Here is a 19,078-nt window from a genome sequence, read left to right as displayed (position 1 = left end):
GCTTTAGATTATCTATTTCAGCGCTGATTAGCAACGTTTAAGGGGCAATGTTATGGCACAGATCTTTCGAGCTAAAAAAAGGGTGGTTGATAAACAAGCCATTGAGGTTAAAATACATTCACTCGATCATCAAGGTCGTGGTGTCGCCAGTTATCAAGGGAAGGTGTGCTTTGTTGATGGTGCACTCGCCAATGAACAAATCAAGGCGCAAATCACAAACAACAAAGCAAAGTTTTTTGAAGCCAGAATGCTGAAAGTGATTACGCCTAGTGACGAGCGGGTAGTACCATTTTGCCAGCATAATGATGTGTGTGGTGGCTGCCAAATGCAACATTTGGCGTTATCTGCGCAGTTGCAACATAAACAGCAGGCTGTTGAGAAATTATTTCAAAAGTTTACGCAGCAAGTAGCGTTAAATTGGCAAAGTGCCATTGAAAGTGACTCGACACATTACCGAAGAAGTGCGCGTATCGCCAGCTTTTATGATAAAACTACTCAGTCATTGAAGTTGGGTTTCAGAGGCTTCAGAAGCAAAAAAATAGTGGAAATTGCCGAGTGTCAGGTGTTGTCGAGCCATTTTCATGATGTGTTTATACAGTTGCGACAACTTTTGAGCAGTCGTTCAGGGTTTCGTACGATTACACATATTCAGCTGTGTGATGCAGATAATGGTCAATTTGTATTACTTCGCCATACCAAAGCTATTTCTGACAGTGACAAAAATTATTTGGCTGAACAGGGAAAAGCACTTGGATGGCACTTAATCTGGGATAATGGGGTAGGGCACTCAGAACTTGCAGTGTTACCGCATTACAGTGTTGGGGAGGTGCGTTTTGAATTTACACTGGACAATTTTGTTCAAGTTAATGCGCCTGTCAATGCAGCTATGTTGGCACAAGCATCGGATTGGTTGACATTATCTGAAGGTGACATTGTTCTTGATTTATTTTGTGGTATAGGAAACTTTTCATTATTGTTCGCAAAACAAGCAACTCGTGTAATTGGTGTCGAAGGTTCGGCTTCTTCTGTTGCAATGGCTAAACAAAATGCGCACACTAATCAAATAGAAAATGCTGAATTTCATTGTTTTGATCTAACGCAAGATATGACTCAAGCTAACTGGTTTAACACTGAGGCTAAGCTATTAGTATTAGATCCTTCACGTACTGGTGCATTCGAGATACTAAAGCAAATACCTTTAGCACAATTTAACAAAGTGCTTTACGTGTCATGCGATCCTGTTACTTTGGCGCGAGATAGTAAGTTATTATTAGATGCTGGCTTTTCACTGATTAAGATAGGGCTGATGAATATGTTTCCGCATACAGGACATATAGAAACAATGGTGTTGTTCCAAAGGAGATAGAGAAGATGGTCGCAACTCGCCAATCACATCAACAGCAGCAGTCGGATGATTTTTCGACACGGCTGGCGCAGCTTGATTTACCGTCAGATAAATTGGCATATTTAGAACGTGCACATGATTTATGCCCAGCTGAACTTGATGCGACAATGCTAAATAATGCCATTGAAATGGTTGAAATTCTGGCTGAGTTAAACTTTGATGCAGAGTCATTGGCGACAGCGTATTTGACTCCTTATTTTTTGAATCAACAGATTGAGCAAGAAAAGATACAGCAAGAGCTGGGTGATAACGTGTCGTTATTATTAACGGGCGTTGAACAAATGGCGACGATCAGCACGCTTGCGCATCAAGGCAAGGGAAATGTACAAATTGATAATGTTCGCCGAATGCTGCTAGCCATGGTTGAAGATGTTCGTGCTGTGGTGATCAAATTAGCAGAACAAATTTGTCATTTACGCGCTGTTAAAAATGCTGATGAAGAAGAGCGTGTCATTGCTGCTAAAGCAACGGCAAATATATTTGCCCCGTTGGCAAATCGATTAGGCATAGGTCAGCTCAAGTGGGAACTAGAAGACCTATCGTTTCGTTATTTACACCCGAAAACATATAAAACCATAGCCAAGCAATTAGCGGATAAGCGGTTAGACCGCGAAGCCTATATGGAAAACATGGTGCAGTCAGTCACTACTAAATTGGTTGATGCGGGTGTGAAAGCGCAAGTATATGGTCGCCCGAAGCATATTTTTAGTATTTATAAAAAAATGTCGCAAAAGAGTTACGAGTTCGACCAATTGTTTGATATTCGTGCCATGCGTGTGGTGGTAGATGAGCTGCAAGATTGTTATGCAGCTTTAGGGATTGTGCATACCAATTGGCGACACTTGCCGAAAGAGTTTGATGATTATGTGGCGACACCAAAACAAAATGGCTATCAATCTATTCATACCGTTGTGTTTGGTCCGCAGGGTAAAACCATTGAGATTCAAATTCGCACTGAAGAAATGCACCAAGATGCAGAACTCGGAGTTGCAGCACATTGGATGTATAAAGAAGGCGCATTGCCTGGACGTGGCTCTGGGTACGAACAAAAAATTAGCTGGCTGAGAAAACTCCTGCAATGGCAAGAGGAAGTGGTTGATGGCAGTGACCTCGCAGACGAGCTTAAAAACCAAGTTGTAGAAGACCGAGTTTATGTGTTTACACCAAAGGGCGACATATTCGATCTTCCGCTGGGTGCGACTCCGTTAGATTTTGCATACTACATTCACTCTAACGTTGGACACCGGTGTATTGGTGCTAAAGTATTTGGCAAAATTGTGCCGTTCACGCATAAATTGGTAACGGGTGATCAGGTCGAAATATTAACTCAAAAAAATGCATCTCCGAGTCGGGACTGGTTAAATCCGTCGCTGGGTTATATCCACTCTTCACGTGCACGTAGCAAAATTCATCACTGGTTTAAGCAACAAGACAGAGACAAAAACTTAGCCGCTGGCAAAGAAATTTTAGATGTGCAATTACACAAGCTTGGCTTGACCTATAAACATTTGGAACCGGCCATAGCACGGTTTAATTTTAAAGTACTTGATGACTTGATGGTCGCAATTGGTGCTGGTGATGTACGCATTAATCAGTTCTTGAACTTTATAATTGATAAACCAGAAGAGGAAGCAACCGTAAAAATCTCGTCACCTCGTAAGCATCGGGGTGACAAAAATGGCATTGTTGTTGATGGTGTGGGAAGCTTGATGAGTCACGTGGCTAAATGCTGTCAGCCCGTACCTGGCGATGATATTGTAGGTTATATTACTCAAGGGAGAGGCATCGCGGTGCACCGCAGTGACTGTGATTCATTCTCTCATATTTGTAAGCAGCACCCAGAACGAGAAATAGCGGTAAGTTGGTCAACTGATATTCAAGGTGCGTATACCATTACGGTGCGTATTGAAGCCAATGATAGGCAAGGGCTCATTCGTGATATTAGTTCGGTTTTAGCAAATGAAAAAGCCAATGTCTTGAATATGAATGTACAGACTGACGATGCACGTGATGTGGCTATTTTTGAGATGAAAATAGAGGTGTCTGATTTGTCGGCAATGAATCGATTGTTGACAAAGCTACATCAAATCGATGGCGTATTTGATGCCAAGCGTCAGCACTAAGTTGGAACTAATGAGTAAGATATGAGCGATAAATTATCTGCATTGCTAAAAACGATGACTGCACTACGAGACCCAGAAACCGGATGCAGTTGGGATAAAGCACAGACGTTCGATTCAATCGTCCCGCATACTATTGAAGAAGCTTATGAAGTAGCCAGTGCGATTGAAAATAAAGATTTAGTGGGCCTAAAAGATGAGCTTGGTGATTTATTATTCCAAGTGGTATTTTATGCGGAGCTTGCCCAAGAACAAGGGGTGTTCGACTTTAATGATGTGGTTTCTACGCTTAATGACAAATTGCAGCGACGTCACCCTCATGTTTTTTCTGAGCAGGCTGTGCTTCCTGAGGCGGCATTAGAGAAGCAATGGCAAGCGATTAAAGCGGGTGAACGCGCAGAAAAATCAACGTCGAATACGCCTTTATGGTCTGACATACCCCGCATGCTCCCTGCGTTATCACGCGCTCAAAAAGTACAGAAACGTGCATCGGCCCTTGGCTTTGACTGGCCTGATTATCATGGCGCACTTGATAAGGTCGTGGAAGAAGTGGAAGAGGTCAGTGAGGCGTTAGCATGTGATCCTCATTCAGAGCATAGTGCGGAGGAAATCGGAGATCTATTATTTGCGACGGTTAATGTCGCCCGCCATACAAAGCACGACCCAGAGCAAGCACTGCGTCAAGCCAGTGATAAATTTGTAATGCGATTTGCAGATGTGGATGAAGTGTTACGAAATCAAGGTGTGAGTTTACAGCAAGCCGATTTAAAACAAATGGATGCTGCGTGGGAGCAAGTGAAGACACAACATAAAAAGCAGGGGAGATAGAATTATTTAATGGTCTGTTGGTAATTTAGCTGGATTGATGTGGGTAACTTTGCTAAACTATTGCCCCGTCTTGATTCTTATTTAAATTCCATTTTTCCTGATATTCTAGGGTTCGCATGAGTACAAAATTTATCTTCGTAACGGGCGGAGTTGTTTCCTCCTTGGGTAAAGGTATTGCAGCTGCATCATTAGCCGCTATTTTAGAAGCACGTGGCTTGAATGTAACTATCCTTAAGCTGGATCCATATATCAATGTTGACCCTGGCACGATGAGCCCGATTCAACATGGTGAGGTATTCGTAACTGAAGATGGTGCTGAAACTGACTTAGATTTAGGTCACTATGAGCGCTTTATTCGCACCAAAATGACCAGTCGTAACAACTTCACACAAGGCCGTGTATTTGAAGATGTATTACGTAAAGAGCGTAAAGGTGGTTACTTAGGTGCAACAATCCAAGTGATCCCACATATTACTAATGACATTAAACGCCGTGTATTAGAAGGTGCTGAAGGTCATGATATCGCAATCGTTGAGATTGGTGGAACGGTTGGTGATATTGAGTCGCAACCATTCTTAGAAGCGATTCGTCAGTTAGGCACAGAACTTGGCCGTGAGAGTGTGTTATTTATGCACTTAACACTCGTGCCATTCCTTGGTGCTGCCGGCGAAGTAAAAACTAAGCCAACTCAGCATTCAGTAAAAGAGCTACGTTCAATCGGTATTCAACCTGATATTCTGGTTTGTCGTTCAAACTGTAAGTTACCAGCCAATGAGCGTGCTAAGATTGCATTGTTCACGAACGTTGAAGAGAAAGCGGTTATTTCTTTGCAAGACGTTGATAGTATTTATAAGATCCCTGCTTTGCTTAAATCTCAAGATTTAGACAATCTAGTGTGTCGTCGTTTCCACCTAGATGTGCCTGAGGCTGATCTTGTTGAGTGGGAACAAGTACTCTATCAAGAGTCAAACCCGACGGGCGAAGTCACGATTGGTATGGTTGGTAAGTACATCGAATTGCCTGACGCATATAAATCAGTGAACGAAGCTTTAAAGCATGCTGGATTGAAAAACCGTGTTACAGTGAATATTGAGTATGTTGACTCTCAGAACTTAGAAAGCAAAGGGGTTGAGCTTTTAGAGCACCTTGATGCCATCTTGGTACCGGGTGGTTTTGGTAGCCGTGGTGTTGAAGGTAAAATACTTGCTGCAAAATATGCACGTGAAAAGAAAGTGCCATACTTGGGCATTTGTTTGGGTATGCAAGTCGCGTTGATTGAGTACGCACGAAATGTAGCTGGCCTTGAAGGTGCAAACTCGACAGAGTTTGACGCTGAATCACCTCATCCAGTGGTTGGTTTAATTACTGAATGGTTAGATGCAGAGGGTAATGTAGAACTACGTGATGAAGCGTCTGATTTAGGCGGCACTATGCGTCTTGGTTCTCAGAAGTGTCATGTGAAAGATAACTCTAAAGTATTCGAAGCGTATGGTAGCAAAGAAATCTTTGAGCGTCACCGTCACCGTTATGAAGTGAACAATCACTACGTTGAACGCCTTGAGCAGGCAGGTTTGCAGTTTACGGGCTTGTCAGAAGACAAGAAGCTGGTGGAGATCATTGAAAATAAAGATCACCCTTGGTTTGTTGCCGCACAGTTCCACCCGGAGTTCACTTCGACGCCGCGAGATGGACACCCATTATTTGAAGGCTTTGTTGCAGCTGCACATAGCTTCCAAAAAGCTGAATCATAATTTTAAAAAAGCCGTGCAATCGCACGGCTTTTTTATTAGGTAAAAAGTAGGTATCGCAGTAGATCAACACCAGTATTTAATGCAATGCTTATTTAGTAATAACAGGATAGTAAGCACTTAACAATAAACTCACCATTTTGGGAAAAGAGGAATCAAGATGTCAAAAATCGTAAAAGTGATTGGCCGTGAAGTTATGGACTCACGCGGTAACCCAACAGTTGAAGCTGATGTTCACCTAGACACAGGTGCATGGGGGCGCGCGTGTGCGCCATCTGGCGCATCAACTGGCACCAGAGAAGCACTTGAGTTACGAGATGGTGATAAATCACGCTATTTAGGTAAAGGTGTATTAACCGCGGTTAATTTCATCAATGCTGATTTAGCACAAGCATTAGAGGGCAAAGATGCGTTAGCTCAACGTGACGTTGATCAAGTCATGATTGACTTAGATGGCACAGAAAACAAAGAAAAGTTTGGTGCAAATGCAATCTTAGCGGTGTCTTTGGCTACGGCGAAAGCTGCAGCGCAAGAAAAAGGCGTGGCATTATACGAGCACATTGCTGATATTAATGGTACATCTGGGCAGTATTCAATGCCAGTACCAATGATGAATATCATCAATGGCGGTGAACACGCGGATAATAACGTTGATATTCAAGAGTTCATGGTACAGCCTGTTGGCGCGTCAAGTTTCCGTGAAGCATTACGCATTGGTGCTGAGATATTCCATAGCCTTAAAAAGGTGTTGAGTGCGCGTGGTCTAAATACGGCTGTGGGTGATGAAGGTGGTTTTGCGCCAAACTTAAAATCAAATGAAGAAGCGCTAGAAGTGATCACTGAAGCTGTGAATGCAGCTGGCTATGAAATGAATAAAGATGTCACACTCGCATTAGATTGCGCGGCTTCAGAGTTCTATGTAGATGGCAAATATGACCTAAAAGGTGAAGGTAAAGTATTCGATTCAGAAGGTTTTGCTGGTTTCTTAGCTGATTTAGCTACACGTTATCCAATTATCTCTATTGAAGATGGTCTAGACGAAAGTGATTGGGCTGGTTGGAAAATCTTAACTGATAAGATTGGCGACAAAGTACAATTGGTAGGCGATGATTTATTCGTAACGAATACTAAAATTCTAACGCGCGGTATTGAAGAGAAAATTGGTAACTCGATTTTAATTAAGTTCAATCAAATTGGTACATTATCCGAAACACTTGACGCGATTAAAATGGCGCAAGACGCAGGCTTTACGGCTGTAATTTCTCATCGCTCAGGTGAAACAGAAGATGCCACCATTGCTGATCTTGCTGTCGGTACTGCGGCTGGTCAAATTAAAACAGGTTCACTGTGTCGCTCAGACCGTGTTGCTAAATATAACCAGTTACTTCGCATCGAAGAAGCGTTAGGTGAAAAAGCAACTTACAAAGGCCGTAGCGAAATCAAAGGTCAGTAGTTTTGCCATTTGATTCAACAGAGCCTGTTGAATAATATTATGATGCCGCTTAGTAACTAATGCGGCATTTTTTATACTGAATTACTGTAATACCCAGTTTATTATCGCCTTTTTCTTATTAATAGCGAGCTTACCAAACATAGTGATATCCAGAACGCTATTCACTGTGCAAGTTTAGTAATAAGTGTAAAGTCATTTAGGGATTTACAATGTTTGAAACATTACATAATCTGACATTCCTAAATGTGTAACCGTATTAAATATAAACTATGAACAAATCACGAATTTTTGAATTGCTAGAAGATAAGCATAATAATATTTCACAGCCCCCATCAGTACTGATTAATGAAGCCTTGAATTGTATTGAGTTTACTGGGCAATGGTTATGTCATGCGGTGTCATGCTCAATAAACATTAAGGAAATTGCAGTTGTATTAGTGATTGCTCATCGACATGATTTACCTATTTATCATAAATTATCACAGCTTTGGCCGATTTCAGCACAGCTCTCGTCAAAGGAAAAGGACGTATTTTGCAATATCCTAAATGATTTTTGTCCTAAGCTAAAAAGTGATGAATGTGATGAGGTTGCTTCTTTGTGGAAAAGTTTAGTAGCGCAGCAAAGTTATGAATGTACACTAAGCGGAAAAGTCACAACTCACGTAAGTAAATTGAATAATGATTTATCAAAGCAGCTAGTAGATTATGCACAAAGCAAGCTTGAACCCGCTAAAGTTTATAGTCATGAACAGTCATCTGAGCGATTAAGTCGTGTTAGGGATAACGACCAATTCATCGCAGATATTTTGTCTGAGGACATACTTATTGCAATTTTGCAAAGATTAATGTGTATGCATAATTTGGCTCAGTTACCATTTGCAGAGCCTCCAATATTTTATCGTTATCGTGATGGGCAGCAATATAAGTGGCATTGTGACTTTATTATTCCTAGCACTGAAAGTGTCAAGCAAGAGCTTATGTTCTTTGGGCAACGAATTGCGACAACGATTATTAATTTGACCGACCAATTTGAGGGGGGAGAAACTAAATTTAAAAACTGGGGGATCAGCATTCCTGCCAAGACGGGACAGTTAATTCAATTTTTTAATTTCGAAAATGGTAAACCTAACCCTGACTCAGTTCATGCAGGCCTGCCTGTTTGTGCTGGTGATAAATGGGTCTGTACCCTTTGGTTTAGACAAAGGCCATATTGGTTGAGGCGGTCTATCTGGCCGGTTTAATTAAGACATAAACTCTTGAGATAAAATGCTATGTGTAAAGTGCGTTTTTAAATAAAAACCACGAGGTAGAGTTTTTATTATTTTACCGTTTGGGCCTATTGCATTGGTGGTAGCTTTATTATTTGCTGCTTTTGGCCTAATTTGGAGCACTTCCCCAAGATGGCCAGATATTTTCTCGATGTCACCCAACGCGATTAGCTCTATTTGCTCCTCCCAGTCTCTTTTTAACAGTGCTTCTTGATCTTTGGTTGGCTGCCATAAAAAACCAGTCCCGATTGTACGTTCAGTCGGTTGTAGTTCCTTTTCTGCTAATACGGGGAGCCATAAGACATGATTTAATTTTTTCTTTACGGAACTGTTTATCCAAGTAATTCCAGTTAAATTAGTGAGTGGTACAACTGATACATAAGTTGTTTCTAATGGTTTCCCATTATAGCCTATGGGTAAAGATTTTAGTTCAATACCGAGTAATTCAAAGTCTGGAACTGGTTTGGATCCGGCACTTGCGCCAAGTACATATTCTAATAACTGTCCTGGCCAGCCTTTTTCTCTAAGTAAGTGTTCAGGTGTCTTAAATTGGTACTGGGCGGCGAGTTCACCTAAGGTTATCCCAGCGATATCGTTAACACGTTGCATAAGCTCATTTATTGTTGCTGGTGGGTTTGGCTTTCGCACGATACGACCTAGTGATTAATTAAAAATGATTATGCAAATATTATAACCTAAATATTGTAATAGTATGAGTGGTTAGCGGCATTGAATAGCAGGCCTAGTGAGCAAGTCGTACTTATAATTTTGTAGCTTACCTTTTATGCCGAGTGTAACTATCACATTATAAAATAAATTATTTACATCAATGTAAATATAGGGTTGAATTAATATTCAGTTTATGGAGGAACACTTTGATCCTAAATTTAATCAAAATAGTAACGATATTCTCTGTTATTTTTCTAGCGTCTTGTAACAGCGACAACGAACTGGATCTTAAGTCGTTTGTAGAAAAAAAATTAACTCAATTTCTAAGTGACGAACAAGCGCAGGTAGTGTCTATCGCGATTGTTAGCGGTGAGAATAGCTATCAACAGCATTTTGGTCAATTTCCGGATGCAACTAAACCGAGTAATGAAACTATATACGAAATTGCATCTATTACTAAAACATACACTGGATTACTTCTGGCTAAGGCTATTACAGACAAAAAAGTCAAATTGGATGATGATATTAGAGTGTATTTGGGGGGGGCGCGTTATCAAAATCTACAATATTCAAATGAGCCGATTACTTTGCGTCATTTGGCAACACATAGAAGTGGTTTGCCTCAGGACTTTTCATTTACTCGTGAAGATATCAAAAATGATAACGCTTTTGAGCTTATTTCGAATTACTCTAAAGCACAATTATTTGAGGACTTAAGCCAATTTCAACTCACCTCCCGGCCCGGGAGTGAATATCAATATTCAAATGTCGGTACGACGCTCATCGGCTATATTTTAGAAAAAGTGTATAACAAGCCTTTTGCGACGCTCATTGATGAATTTATCACTCGTAGATCTGGTGAAGAACATACAAAACTTCGACGAACTCGTGACGAAATTAGTGAGATCAACCAAGGAACGAATGGGGATGGAAAGCTGGTACCATTGCTTAGCCCATATTCTTTTGCTGAGGGGGGATTAACATCAACAACACGGTCAATATCACGTTATATGCGGTATTTGCTTAATTCATCAGCGACAGAAGTCACTTTATCGCAAACATTACTTGAGGGCAGTAAAAACTGGCATGGCCATGCCTTTTTTTGGAATACCTATAAATATGATTCAATTATGCCAAAGATTTATCATAGTGGAGGCTCTATAGGAACCTCTAGCTGGTTAGCGCTTTACCCTAAGCAACGGCTAGGTATATTTATTGTGACGAATATTGCATCTAGCAATACGCAAGGGCAGTTAAACGATATTGCTGATGAAATTATTAGTAAATATCAAGAGGTCACTGGCTTTGAATAATTCACATACATACAGATCAAGTTGAATAGTAGATGCTACTTAGTCAGCCTCTTTTACAAGGGAATACAGTCATATATTTAGTTACCTTGAGGATTGGGCTTGCTATATAAAAGCGGTAGGCGAAAATTATTTACTCGCCATAAAATATCATTTCAAATGTAACTTATCGCATTTATTACGTGGTTGTTTTTTGTACTCATGATTTTTTGTTTAAATAAAAACCGTATGTTTATACAGTGTTTGCTCTTAAGTTGTTGATACTAAATGAAATGAGGATGTTAAGTAAACCTGCTTGTATGAGTTGCTGTGTGAGATTTTGGATAAATACAACTATATGAACATAATTATCCACAGAAACTGTGGAAAAGCTTGGTTATTTCAACTTGAATTGTGGATTTGTTTGTAAATTACACTTTTTTACTGATTTAACCTATCAAGCTGTGGATAACTTGAGGGAAACCGTGAATAATATTTGCTGTGTGACATAAGTTGTGGAACAATCATTAAAAATCGACTTATAAAAGAGGCACTAAGGTGATTGATGCCGAAGGCTTTCGTGCCAATGTCGGAATTGTTATTTGTAACAATCAAGGACAGGTGTTTTGGGCACGTAGATATGGACAACACTCTTGGCAGTTTCCCCAAGGTGGTGTTGATGAAGGTGAGACCCCTGAACAAACAATGTATAGAGAGCTCAATGAAGAAGTCGGGTTGAAACCTGAAGATGTTGAAATTGTTGCCAGCTCAAAGCATTGGTTAAGGTATAAGCTACCAAAACGGTTGATCCGACGAGACTCAAGCCCGGTTTGTATAGGTCAGAAACAAAAGTGGTTTTTGTTAAAGCTTAGATGCAAAGATGAGGATGTTGATTTACTACACACGCATCATCCCGAGTTTGATGACTGGAGATGGGTCAGTTACTGGTATCCTGTAAGGCAAGTTGTGTCTTTCAAAAGAGATGTGTATCGTAGAGTGATGAAAGAATTTGCACCCTTTGCGATGCCTTTTCACAAAAGAGAGCAAGGTCATCGGGAACAGCCGTGGCGCAATCGTAAATAGTAAGTGAGGCACTGTGTTAGCGACATTACGAAGTATTGTAGAATCGGTTGCACAACAGCCCACTTTAAATGAAGCGCTCACTCGTTTTGTGTTTATGGTTAAGGAGGCTATGAACACGGAATGCTGCTCAATATATTTCGCAGATTATAGTCAAGATCACTTTATACTTATGGCCAGCGATGGCTTAAACCCTGAGGCCATCGGGCATTTTAACGTCGGCTTTACTGAAGGGTTAGTTGGGCTCGTTGCACAACGAGAAGAACCAATAAATATTGCTCATGCACAGTCCCACCCGCGGTTTAAACATGCGCCTGAGGTAAATGAAGAAGGGTTTAACGCATTTCTGTCAGTGCCTGTGGTTCACCAGCGAAAAGTACTTGGTGTTATTGTTGTGCAGCAGCGCGTTGCGAGGGTGTTTAGTCACGATGAAGAATCCTTTCTTATTACGTTATCAGCTCAATTAGCATCTCAGCTTGCACACGCTGAAATACAATCTTTACTTACTCATGAAGCTTCCTCTCATCAAACTTCCGTATTAAAAGGGGTATCTAGCACACCAGGTATTGCAATCGGTGAAGCATTTGTGGTGCTGCCTAAGTTAGACTTTTCAAGTGTCGACTCCCAAAAGGTCGCAGATACACCATTACAGCGAGAGCTGTTTCTGCAAGCTGTGGCTGCGACAAGGCAAGAGTTCCATATATTGGCTAATACACTCAGTGAACACATTCCAAAAGAGGCTTTGGCTGTGTTTGATGTATATCAGCAGTTGTTAGATGCGCGTAGCTTAGGCTTACAAGTTGAACGGCAGCTATCCGACGGGTGGTGTGCAAAAAGTGCACTAAAACATGTGATCGAGTCTTTGGTATCACAGTTTAACGAAATGCATGATCCCTATATTAAAGAACGGGCTGTAGATGTAAAAGATATTGGTCTAAGAGTATTACACCATCTGATGGCGACAGAGCACGCAATTAAAGTTTACCCTGAAAATACCATCCTTGTTACGCAAACATTATCGCCTTCGATGCTAGCGGATATACCAAAAGAGCGGTTAAAAGGTGTTGTGAGTGTACAAGGAGCTGCAAATTCTCACGCCTCTATTTTGACTCGTGCAATGGGTGTACCTGCTATTTGGGGAATTGAAGATATCCCTTTGTTACAACTTGATGGCAAAGATATGATTTTAGATGCCTATTCAGGTCGTTTATATATCTCACCGTCAGCAAGTTTGCGCAAAGAATATGAACAGCTTAGACGTCAAGATAGTGCGTTACATGATAAGTTTGAAGCTGAGCATGCATTAGCGCCTGTTACGCTCGATGGCGAGCAAATGAGCTTATTACTTAACGCGGGTTTGGACTTATCGACAGAACAAATGACGGCACATTACTGTGATGGCGTGGGCTTGTATAGAACTGAGTCATGGTTTATGCAAAAAGGCCAATTTCCTACACAAAGTGAGCAAGAAAAGTGGTACAGAGAAGTACTTAGTCGCTACCATCCTGATCCCGTTGTAATGAGAACGCTCGATATTGGCGGTGACAAAGTTTTAGAGTATTTCGATATTCAAGAAGAAAATCCATTTTTGGGTTGGCGTGGTATTCGGGTATCACTGGACCACCCTGAAATATTTTTAGATCAAATTAAGGCCATGATCAAAGCAAACGTCGGATTAGGGAATTTACGAATCATGCTGCCTATGGTAAGTCATACCGACGAGATCGATGAAGCACTACAGCTAATCGAGCAAGCGTATTTTGAATTACAAGAAGAATGGGCAGACCCGTTTTTATTAGTTGATAAACCTGAAGTGGGGGTAATGCTAGAGGTACCGTCAAGTGTCTTTTTATTAAAGGATTGGGCTGTAAAGGTTGATTTTTGTTCTGTAGGTAGTAACGATCTAACACAGTATTTATTGGCGGTAGATCGAAATAACACACAAGTCGCAGAATTATTTGATCCCTACCACCCGAGTGTTTTACGCGTACTTAATCAGGTAGCAAATACGTGCCAAGATGTTGAACTCCCCTTTAGCTTGTGTGGTGAGTTAGGGGGAGAACCGGAGGGGGCTATTTTACTGATGGCGATGGGGTATCGTCGCTTAAGTATGAATATTTTGTCATTAAATAAAGTGAAATGGGTACTTAGGCGTTTAAGAGTGAAAGATATGGAAACCCTGCTAACTGAGTGTTTAGCGCAATCGTCGGTAAAGCAAGTACATAGGTTATTACGTAGCTTCATGATCAAACATGGCTTCAGTGAGCTGTTATATCATTCAAAATAATGACGTCGATGGTGTCTAATATAGAAGAATACGCTAATATAGCCGCGAATAATAACAAGAGATAAAAAGATGTCCGATACCATGTTACTCATCGCTTACTGTGCATTTTTAGGCTGTGGCGTTGGCTTTTTAGCTGGGTTATTAGGTATTGGTGGTGGACTTATCATTGTACCCGTTTTGAGTGGTATTTTACTTCACTTTCAAGTGGTAGACGCCTCTTTGGTGTTGATAGTTGCCATTGCAACCTCACTTGCTTCTATTTTATTCACATCAACAGCATCCGCACTAGCACACCATAAAAATCACAATGTCCCCTGGGAGGTTGCTCCTTGGGTAATGGCGGGAGTCGCAGTTGGGGCATTAATAAGTGGGTTTTGTGCTGGGTTATTACCTGAGCTTGTAGTGAGGTGGGTCTTCTCTGTGAGCCTGGTGTTAATTGCCCTGAAAATGGTATACAGCAGTACGAAAAAACAGCAAAAGATCCGAGCCTTGCCTAATCATCTTGTTTTAGCCAGTTTAACCGCTATGATGGGAGGGTTATCGGCAATGATAGGTATTGGGGGAGGCGCATTATTGGTCCCTTTCTTGACTTACTTTTCTGTTGATATGAAAAAAGCAATTGGTTGTGCCTCTGTATGCGGTATTGTTATTGCGCTCTTTGGTTCATTGGGGTATGTGACTTCTGGAAGTATTCATAATACTTGGACTGAAGGATTTGCTGGTTTTGTCTATTTGCCAGCGCTGTTTGGTATTGTACTGACATCATGGTTTATGGCGCCACTTGGTGCAAAAGCCACACAGTTTTTACCTATTTCTACTATTAAAAAAATATTTGCTGCATTATTACTTGGTATTGCTGCGAATATGATAATCCATTAAAGGACAGTTATGGCTCTGCAGTTTCCTGAAATTGATCCAATTATATTCTCTATTGGTCCACTAAGTGTTCGCTGGTATGGCGTTATGTACCTAATAGGTTTTACATTTGCGATGTGGTTGGCCAATCGTCAAGCCGAAAAGCCAAATTCTGGCTGGACAAAAGAGCAGGTGAGTGACATGTTATTTTATGGCATGTTAGGTGTCATATTAGGTGGTCGAGTAGGCTACGTACTGTTTTATCAGTTTGGTCATTTTATAGAGAACCCCTTATATTTGTTCAGGATAGATCAAGGTGGCATGTCGTTTCATGGCGGTGCATTAGGTGTCATTGCTGCCATTATTATTTTTGCTATTCGTACGAAAAAGTCTATTTTGTCAGTCGGTGATTTTGTTGTACCACTAGTTCCTGTTGGCTTATTGGCAGGACGCATTGGTAACTTTATAAATGGTGAACTTTGGGGAAGAACAACAGACGTGTCGTGGGCATTTGTTTTCCCAACCGGTGGCCCTTTACCTAGGCACCCCTCTCAGCTTTATGAAGCCTTTTTTGAAGGGCTCGTATTATTTATTATACTGATCTGGTTTGCTAAAAAGCCAAGACCTGCGGGCAGTATTGCAGGGCTATTTTTATTGGGTTATGGGACGTTTCGGTTCTGTATTGAATATTTCCGTGAACCGGATGCACATATTGGTTTGTATGCGGGTGTGATTTCTCAGGGACAAATACTGTCATTACCTATGGTTATCGCAGGTGCTGGATTAATGGTATGGGCATATAAAAACAAATCAACAACTCACTCTCAGGTCTCAAGTTAAGTTAGATAAAAGATGAAACAATATTTAGAACTTATGCGCCATGTCAAAGAGCAAGGCACGAAAAAAGAAGATAGAACGGGTACCGGTACCGTGAGTGTATTTGGTTATCAAATGCGTTTTGATTTACAGGAAGGTTTTCCACTTGTAACAACGAAAAAATGCCACTTACGTTCAATTATCCACGAATTATTGTGGTTTTTGAAAGGTGAAACTAATATTGCGTATTTGAAAGACAATGGCGTAAGCATTTGGGATGGCTGGGCTACCGAGGAGGGAGAGCTGGGGCCAGTGTATGGCAAACAGTGGCGTTCATGGACTGGTCCAAACGGTGAAGTTGTGGACCAAATTCAAGAATTGATTGAACAAATAAAAACGAACCCTGATTCTCGCCGCTTAATTGTAAGTGCCTGGAACCCGGCGTTGTTACCAGATACGCAATACACCCCGAAAGAAAATGCGCAGCAAGGCAAGCAAGCATTGCCGCCATGTCATACTCTCTTTCAGTTTTACGTTCTGAATGGCAAGCTCTCTTGTCAATTGTATCAACGCAGTGCGGATATTTTTTTAGGTGTGCCGTTTAATATTGCGAGTTATGCGTTACTTACAATGATGATTGCACAAGTCTGTGAGTTAGAACCTGGAGATTTTATTCATACATTTGGTGATGCGCATTTGTACTCTAATCATATGGAACAAGTTGATGAGCAATTATCTCGAGTGCCTTTTGCAAAACCGACGATGAAAATAAACCCAGAAATAAAGGACATTTTTGGCTTTAAATATGATGACTTTGAGTTAGTTAACTATCAGGCTCACCCTCATATTAAAGCGCCAGTGGCTATTTAGGAGATCAAATGAAAGCCGTTATACCTGTTGCGGGACTAGGAACCCGCATGTTACCTGCAACTAAAGCAATTCCAAAAGAAATGCTACCTATTGTTGACCGACCGCTTATTCAGTATGTGGTCAGTGAGGCAGTGGCCGCTGGTATTAAAGAAATTGTATTGGTCACGCACTCAAGTAAAAATTCTATCGAAAACCATTTTGATACTAGCTTTGAGCTCGAGGCCACGCTTGAAAAGCGAGTAAAAAGACAGTTACTTGCAGAAATACAGTCGATTTGTCCAAAAGATGTGACAATTATTCAGGTAAGACAAGGTGAAGCCAAAGGCCTTGGCCACGCCATTAATTGCGCAGCTCCAATTATAGGCGATGCCCCTTTTGTGGTTATGCTTCCAGACGTATTAATTGATGATGCCGCCAGTGATTTAGCCACCGATAACCTTGCGGAAATGCTAGTGCGTTATCAAGAAACAGGGAAAAGCCAGATAATGGTTGAACCTGTGGCGCACGAAGAGGTTAACAAATTTGGTATTGCTGATATTGGTGACGTTATCCTTGATGCTGGAGCAAGTTGCGACCTCAATGTATTGGTTGAAAAACCAGACGTTGATCAAGCGCCGTCTAACCTTGCTGTTGTAGGTCGTTATGTTTTGAGTGAAAAAATCTGGCCATTGCTGGCTAAAACTCCACTCGGCGCTGGTGATGAAATTCAATTAACAGACGCCATTGCAATGTTGATGAATGACGATGCTGTTCAGGCTTACGCTATTAAAGGGCGAAGCCATGATTGCGGTAGTAAATTAGGTTACTTACAAGCCAATATTGAATATGCATTACGTCGCACTGAGTTTGCGGATGATTTAAAGGCGCATATTAAAACGATACTATAGAAGTGGGTTTAAGGGTGGTGTATAGCTGCCCTTTAAACAATAAAGAGTGCAAAGGATATGTTGAATTTGAAAAAGTTGCGAGCATGTTTAAGCCTATGCATTGTTCTCGTTACCGTAATTGGTTGCAGTAGCCCTGCACACCCGCCTCCCCAACAGGCTACTGATCCCAGTGAATTTATTACCCGAAGCGAGATTGAGCCTTTTTTACAACAATGGAATAGTAAGACAGAGAGCTTAGAACGCTTAGCTGCGTTAGAGGGGGATTTGAAAATATTATTGGAGGTAGTTTCTAAACAGGTGAATGTTACGGAATTACCTGAATCTCTAAGAGATGATATTAAGCAGATTGAACATAGGGCTGAAAATCACACCTCGGTTAAAACAACAGAAGTCAGTGTAAAGCTAGGAACGTACTTTAACGCTTTACGTGCCGATACAGCATTAAAGCAGTTTAAGAAAATATTCCCTGAGTTAGCTGAAGCCATTAATGTTCATATAAAAAAAGTGCAATTAAATCAGGGTGAGCGGTACATATTAGTTGCAGAGCAGGTGAGTTCAGTACAAGAAGGTCGAGACTTGTGTTTATTATTAAAACGATTTTCGCAACACTGTGAAGTGTTCACAACAGGCTTAGCGCTCTGAATTATATGTTTTTAGGTTGTTTTTTTAATACTAAATTAGTATTTTAGGGTGAATGTTCCGAAAATAATTAAATTAATCTAAAATTATGCTACAAACAGACGATAAATGGAAGGCTAATTAATATAGCCAATTTAAATATATAATGGAGATAAGGATATATTATGAATTTATCAATCAAAAAAATAGCAGTAGTTGCGGTGCCTGCCCTGCTATCACTTTCTTCTTTCTCAGCTATCAGTAAAACTGCATCATTTACAGCCTCAGTAGAAGTTAAAAATACATTTGAGTTAAATGTTGTCGATCAATTAAGCTTTGGTAAGATCAGAGCTAGTGCTGATACCACTGGGACAACTCAGGCAACATTAGTGATGCCAGCAAACCCGAACGCTTCAGCCGTTGTGGCAAATACTGCAGAAGCCGTGATCGCTATTTTAGAAGAAGGCGCACCTGCTAAGTTTACTATTGAAGGCGTTGCTGCATTTACTGAGTTAACCATTACAAACCCAACAGAAACGGACATTACAGCAAAAGATTCAGCACCTCCTGGCGCTGCTGCGTTTAAATTGGGCACTTATGAATACTTCGTTGTAGAAGGGGCTGATGCGGGGTCTTTAGTCGTCGCGAATAAAATACAGGTAGATGGTGATGGTAAGGCTACGTTTACATTGGGTGCCACATTATCAACTGATGGCACTACACCATCAAGTGATTACATTGATGGTGTTTACGAGGGCACATTTTCTGTAGAAGTCGCCTACTAAGGTTGGCGCTTTTTACGGGTTAAATGGTATATCTTGATGAAGTGTACATCATGGTTTTTATTGCTGATGTTACTTTGTATTGGCCTTGTTGATCAAATAG

Annotated in this window: 16 protein-coding genes; 15 read left to right on the top strand and 1 reads right to left on the bottom strand. The window is 40.9% G+C overall.

Going from position 1 to position 19,078, the window contains the following annotated elements:
* Positions 1 to 52: 52 nt before the first annotated feature.
* From rlmD to CWC18_RS05205, 6 genes are all read left to right on the top strand, one after another.
* Complete coding sequence (gene rlmD, locus CWC18_RS05230; protein WP_138674861.1) at positions 53 to 1,366, top strand: 23S rRNA (uracil(1939)-C(5))-methyltransferase RlmD; 1,314 nt, start codon at positions 53 to 55, stop codon at positions 1,364 to 1,366.
* A gap of 5 nt (positions 1,367 to 1,371) precedes the next feature.
* Positions 1,372 to 3,528: a GTP diphosphokinase gene (gene relA / locus CWC18_RS05225; protein ID WP_138590381.1), complete on the top strand. Its 2,157-nt coding sequence runs from the start codon at positions 1,372 to 1,374 to the stop codon at positions 3,526 to 3,528.
* A gap of 21 nt (positions 3,529 to 3,549) precedes the next feature.
* A complete protein-coding gene (gene mazG / locus CWC18_RS05220; protein ID WP_138590383.1) occupies positions 3,550 to 4,353 on the top strand; it encodes a nucleoside triphosphate pyrophosphohydrolase in 804 nt (267 codons plus the stop codon).
* 116 nt (positions 4,354 to 4,469) lie between these two features.
* Positions 4,470 to 6,104 (top strand): CTP synthase, encoded by a 1,635-nt coding sequence (locus tag CWC18_RS05215; protein ID WP_138590385.1) that lies wholly within the window; start codon positions 4,470 to 4,472, stop codon positions 6,102 to 6,104.
* A gap of 157 nt (positions 6,105 to 6,261) precedes the next feature.
* The gene (gene eno, locus CWC18_RS05210; RefSeq protein WP_138590387.1) at positions 6,262 to 7,554 is read left to right on the top strand and encodes a phosphopyruvate hydratase; all 1,293 of its coding nucleotides are present in this window, start codon (positions 6,262 to 6,264) and stop codon (positions 7,552 to 7,554) included.
* A 269-nt stretch (positions 7,555 to 7,823) separates the two neighbouring features.
* Positions 7,824 to 8,795, top strand: coding sequence for a prolyl hydroxylase family protein (locus CWC18_RS05205; RefSeq protein ID WP_138590389.1), 972 nt, complete (start codon positions 7,824 to 7,826; stop codon positions 8,793 to 8,795).
* On the opposite strand, the gene mutH is transcribed toward CWC18_RS05205, so the two are convergent.
* Positions 8,796 to 9,470: a DNA mismatch repair endonuclease MutH gene (gene mutH / locus CWC18_RS05200; RefSeq protein ID WP_138590390.1), complete on the bottom strand. Its 675-nt coding sequence runs from the start codon at positions 9,468 to 9,470 to the stop codon at positions 8,796 to 8,798. It lies immediately after the preceding gene.
* A 227-nt stretch (positions 9,471 to 9,697) separates the two neighbouring features.
* On the opposite strand from mutH, the gene CWC18_RS05195 reads away from it, so the two are divergent.
* The 9 genes from CWC18_RS05195 to CWC18_RS05155 all read left to right on the top strand — a co-directional run bounded on the left by CWC18_RS05195 (position 9,698) and on the right by CWC18_RS05155 (position 18,978).
* The gene (locus CWC18_RS05195; protein ID WP_249930081.1) at positions 9,698 to 10,804 is read left to right on the top strand and encodes a serine hydrolase domain-containing protein; all 1,107 of its coding nucleotides are present in this window, start codon (positions 9,698 to 9,700) and stop codon (positions 10,802 to 10,804) included.
* Positions 10,805 to 11,338: 534 nt separating this feature from the next.
* A complete protein-coding gene (gene rppH, locus CWC18_RS05190; RefSeq protein ID WP_119860503.1) occupies positions 11,339 to 11,863 on the top strand; it encodes an RNA pyrophosphohydrolase in 525 nt (174 codons plus the stop codon).
* A 13-nt stretch (positions 11,864 to 11,876) separates the two neighbouring features.
* Entirely contained in the window at positions 11,877 to 14,147 is a 2,271-nt protein-coding gene (gene ptsP / locus CWC18_RS05185) for a phosphoenolpyruvate--protein phosphotransferase (RefSeq protein ID WP_138590394.1), read from the top strand.
* Between the two features lie 69 nt (positions 14,148 to 14,216).
* Positions 14,217 to 15,026: a sulfite exporter TauE/SafE family protein gene (locus CWC18_RS05180; protein WP_138590396.1), complete on the top strand. Its 810-nt coding sequence runs from the start codon at positions 14,217 to 14,219 to the stop codon at positions 15,024 to 15,026.
* Between the two features lie 9 nt (positions 15,027 to 15,035).
* Positions 15,036 to 15,842 (top strand): prolipoprotein diacylglyceryl transferase, encoded by an 807-nt coding sequence (gene lgt, locus CWC18_RS05175; RefSeq protein ID WP_138590398.1) that lies wholly within the window; start codon positions 15,036 to 15,038, stop codon positions 15,840 to 15,842.
* Between the two features lie 12 nt (positions 15,843 to 15,854).
* Positions 15,855 to 16,688: a thymidylate synthase gene (locus CWC18_RS05170; protein ID WP_138590400.1), complete on the top strand. Its 834-nt coding sequence runs from the start codon at positions 15,855 to 15,857 to the stop codon at positions 16,686 to 16,688.
* A gap of 8 nt (positions 16,689 to 16,696) precedes the next feature.
* Positions 16,697 to 17,575, top strand: coding sequence for a UTP--glucose-1-phosphate uridylyltransferase GalU (galU, locus tag CWC18_RS05165; RefSeq protein WP_138590402.1), 879 nt, complete (start codon positions 16,697 to 16,699; stop codon positions 17,573 to 17,575).
* 57 nt (positions 17,576 to 17,632) lie between these two features.
* Positions 17,633 to 18,217, top strand: coding sequence for a hypothetical protein (locus tag CWC18_RS05160; RefSeq protein ID WP_138674859.1), 585 nt, complete (start codon positions 17,633 to 17,635; stop codon positions 18,215 to 18,217).
* Between the two features lie 161 nt (positions 18,218 to 18,378).
* Complete coding sequence (locus CWC18_RS05155) at positions 18,379 to 18,978, top strand: DUF4402 domain-containing protein (RefSeq protein ID WP_138590406.1); 600 nt, start codon at positions 18,379 to 18,381, stop codon at positions 18,976 to 18,978.
* Positions 18,979 to 19,078: the final 100 nt, after the last annotated feature.

This window comes from Pseudoalteromonas aurantia (assembly GCF_005886875.1).
GTDB classification, from domain to species: Bacteria; Pseudomonadota; Gammaproteobacteria; order Enterobacterales; family Alteromonadaceae; genus Pseudoalteromonas; species Pseudoalteromonas aurantia_A.
The sequence above is the reverse complement of the archived record's forward strand: the minus strand, read 5'-3'. Positions and strand labels throughout refer to the sequence as shown.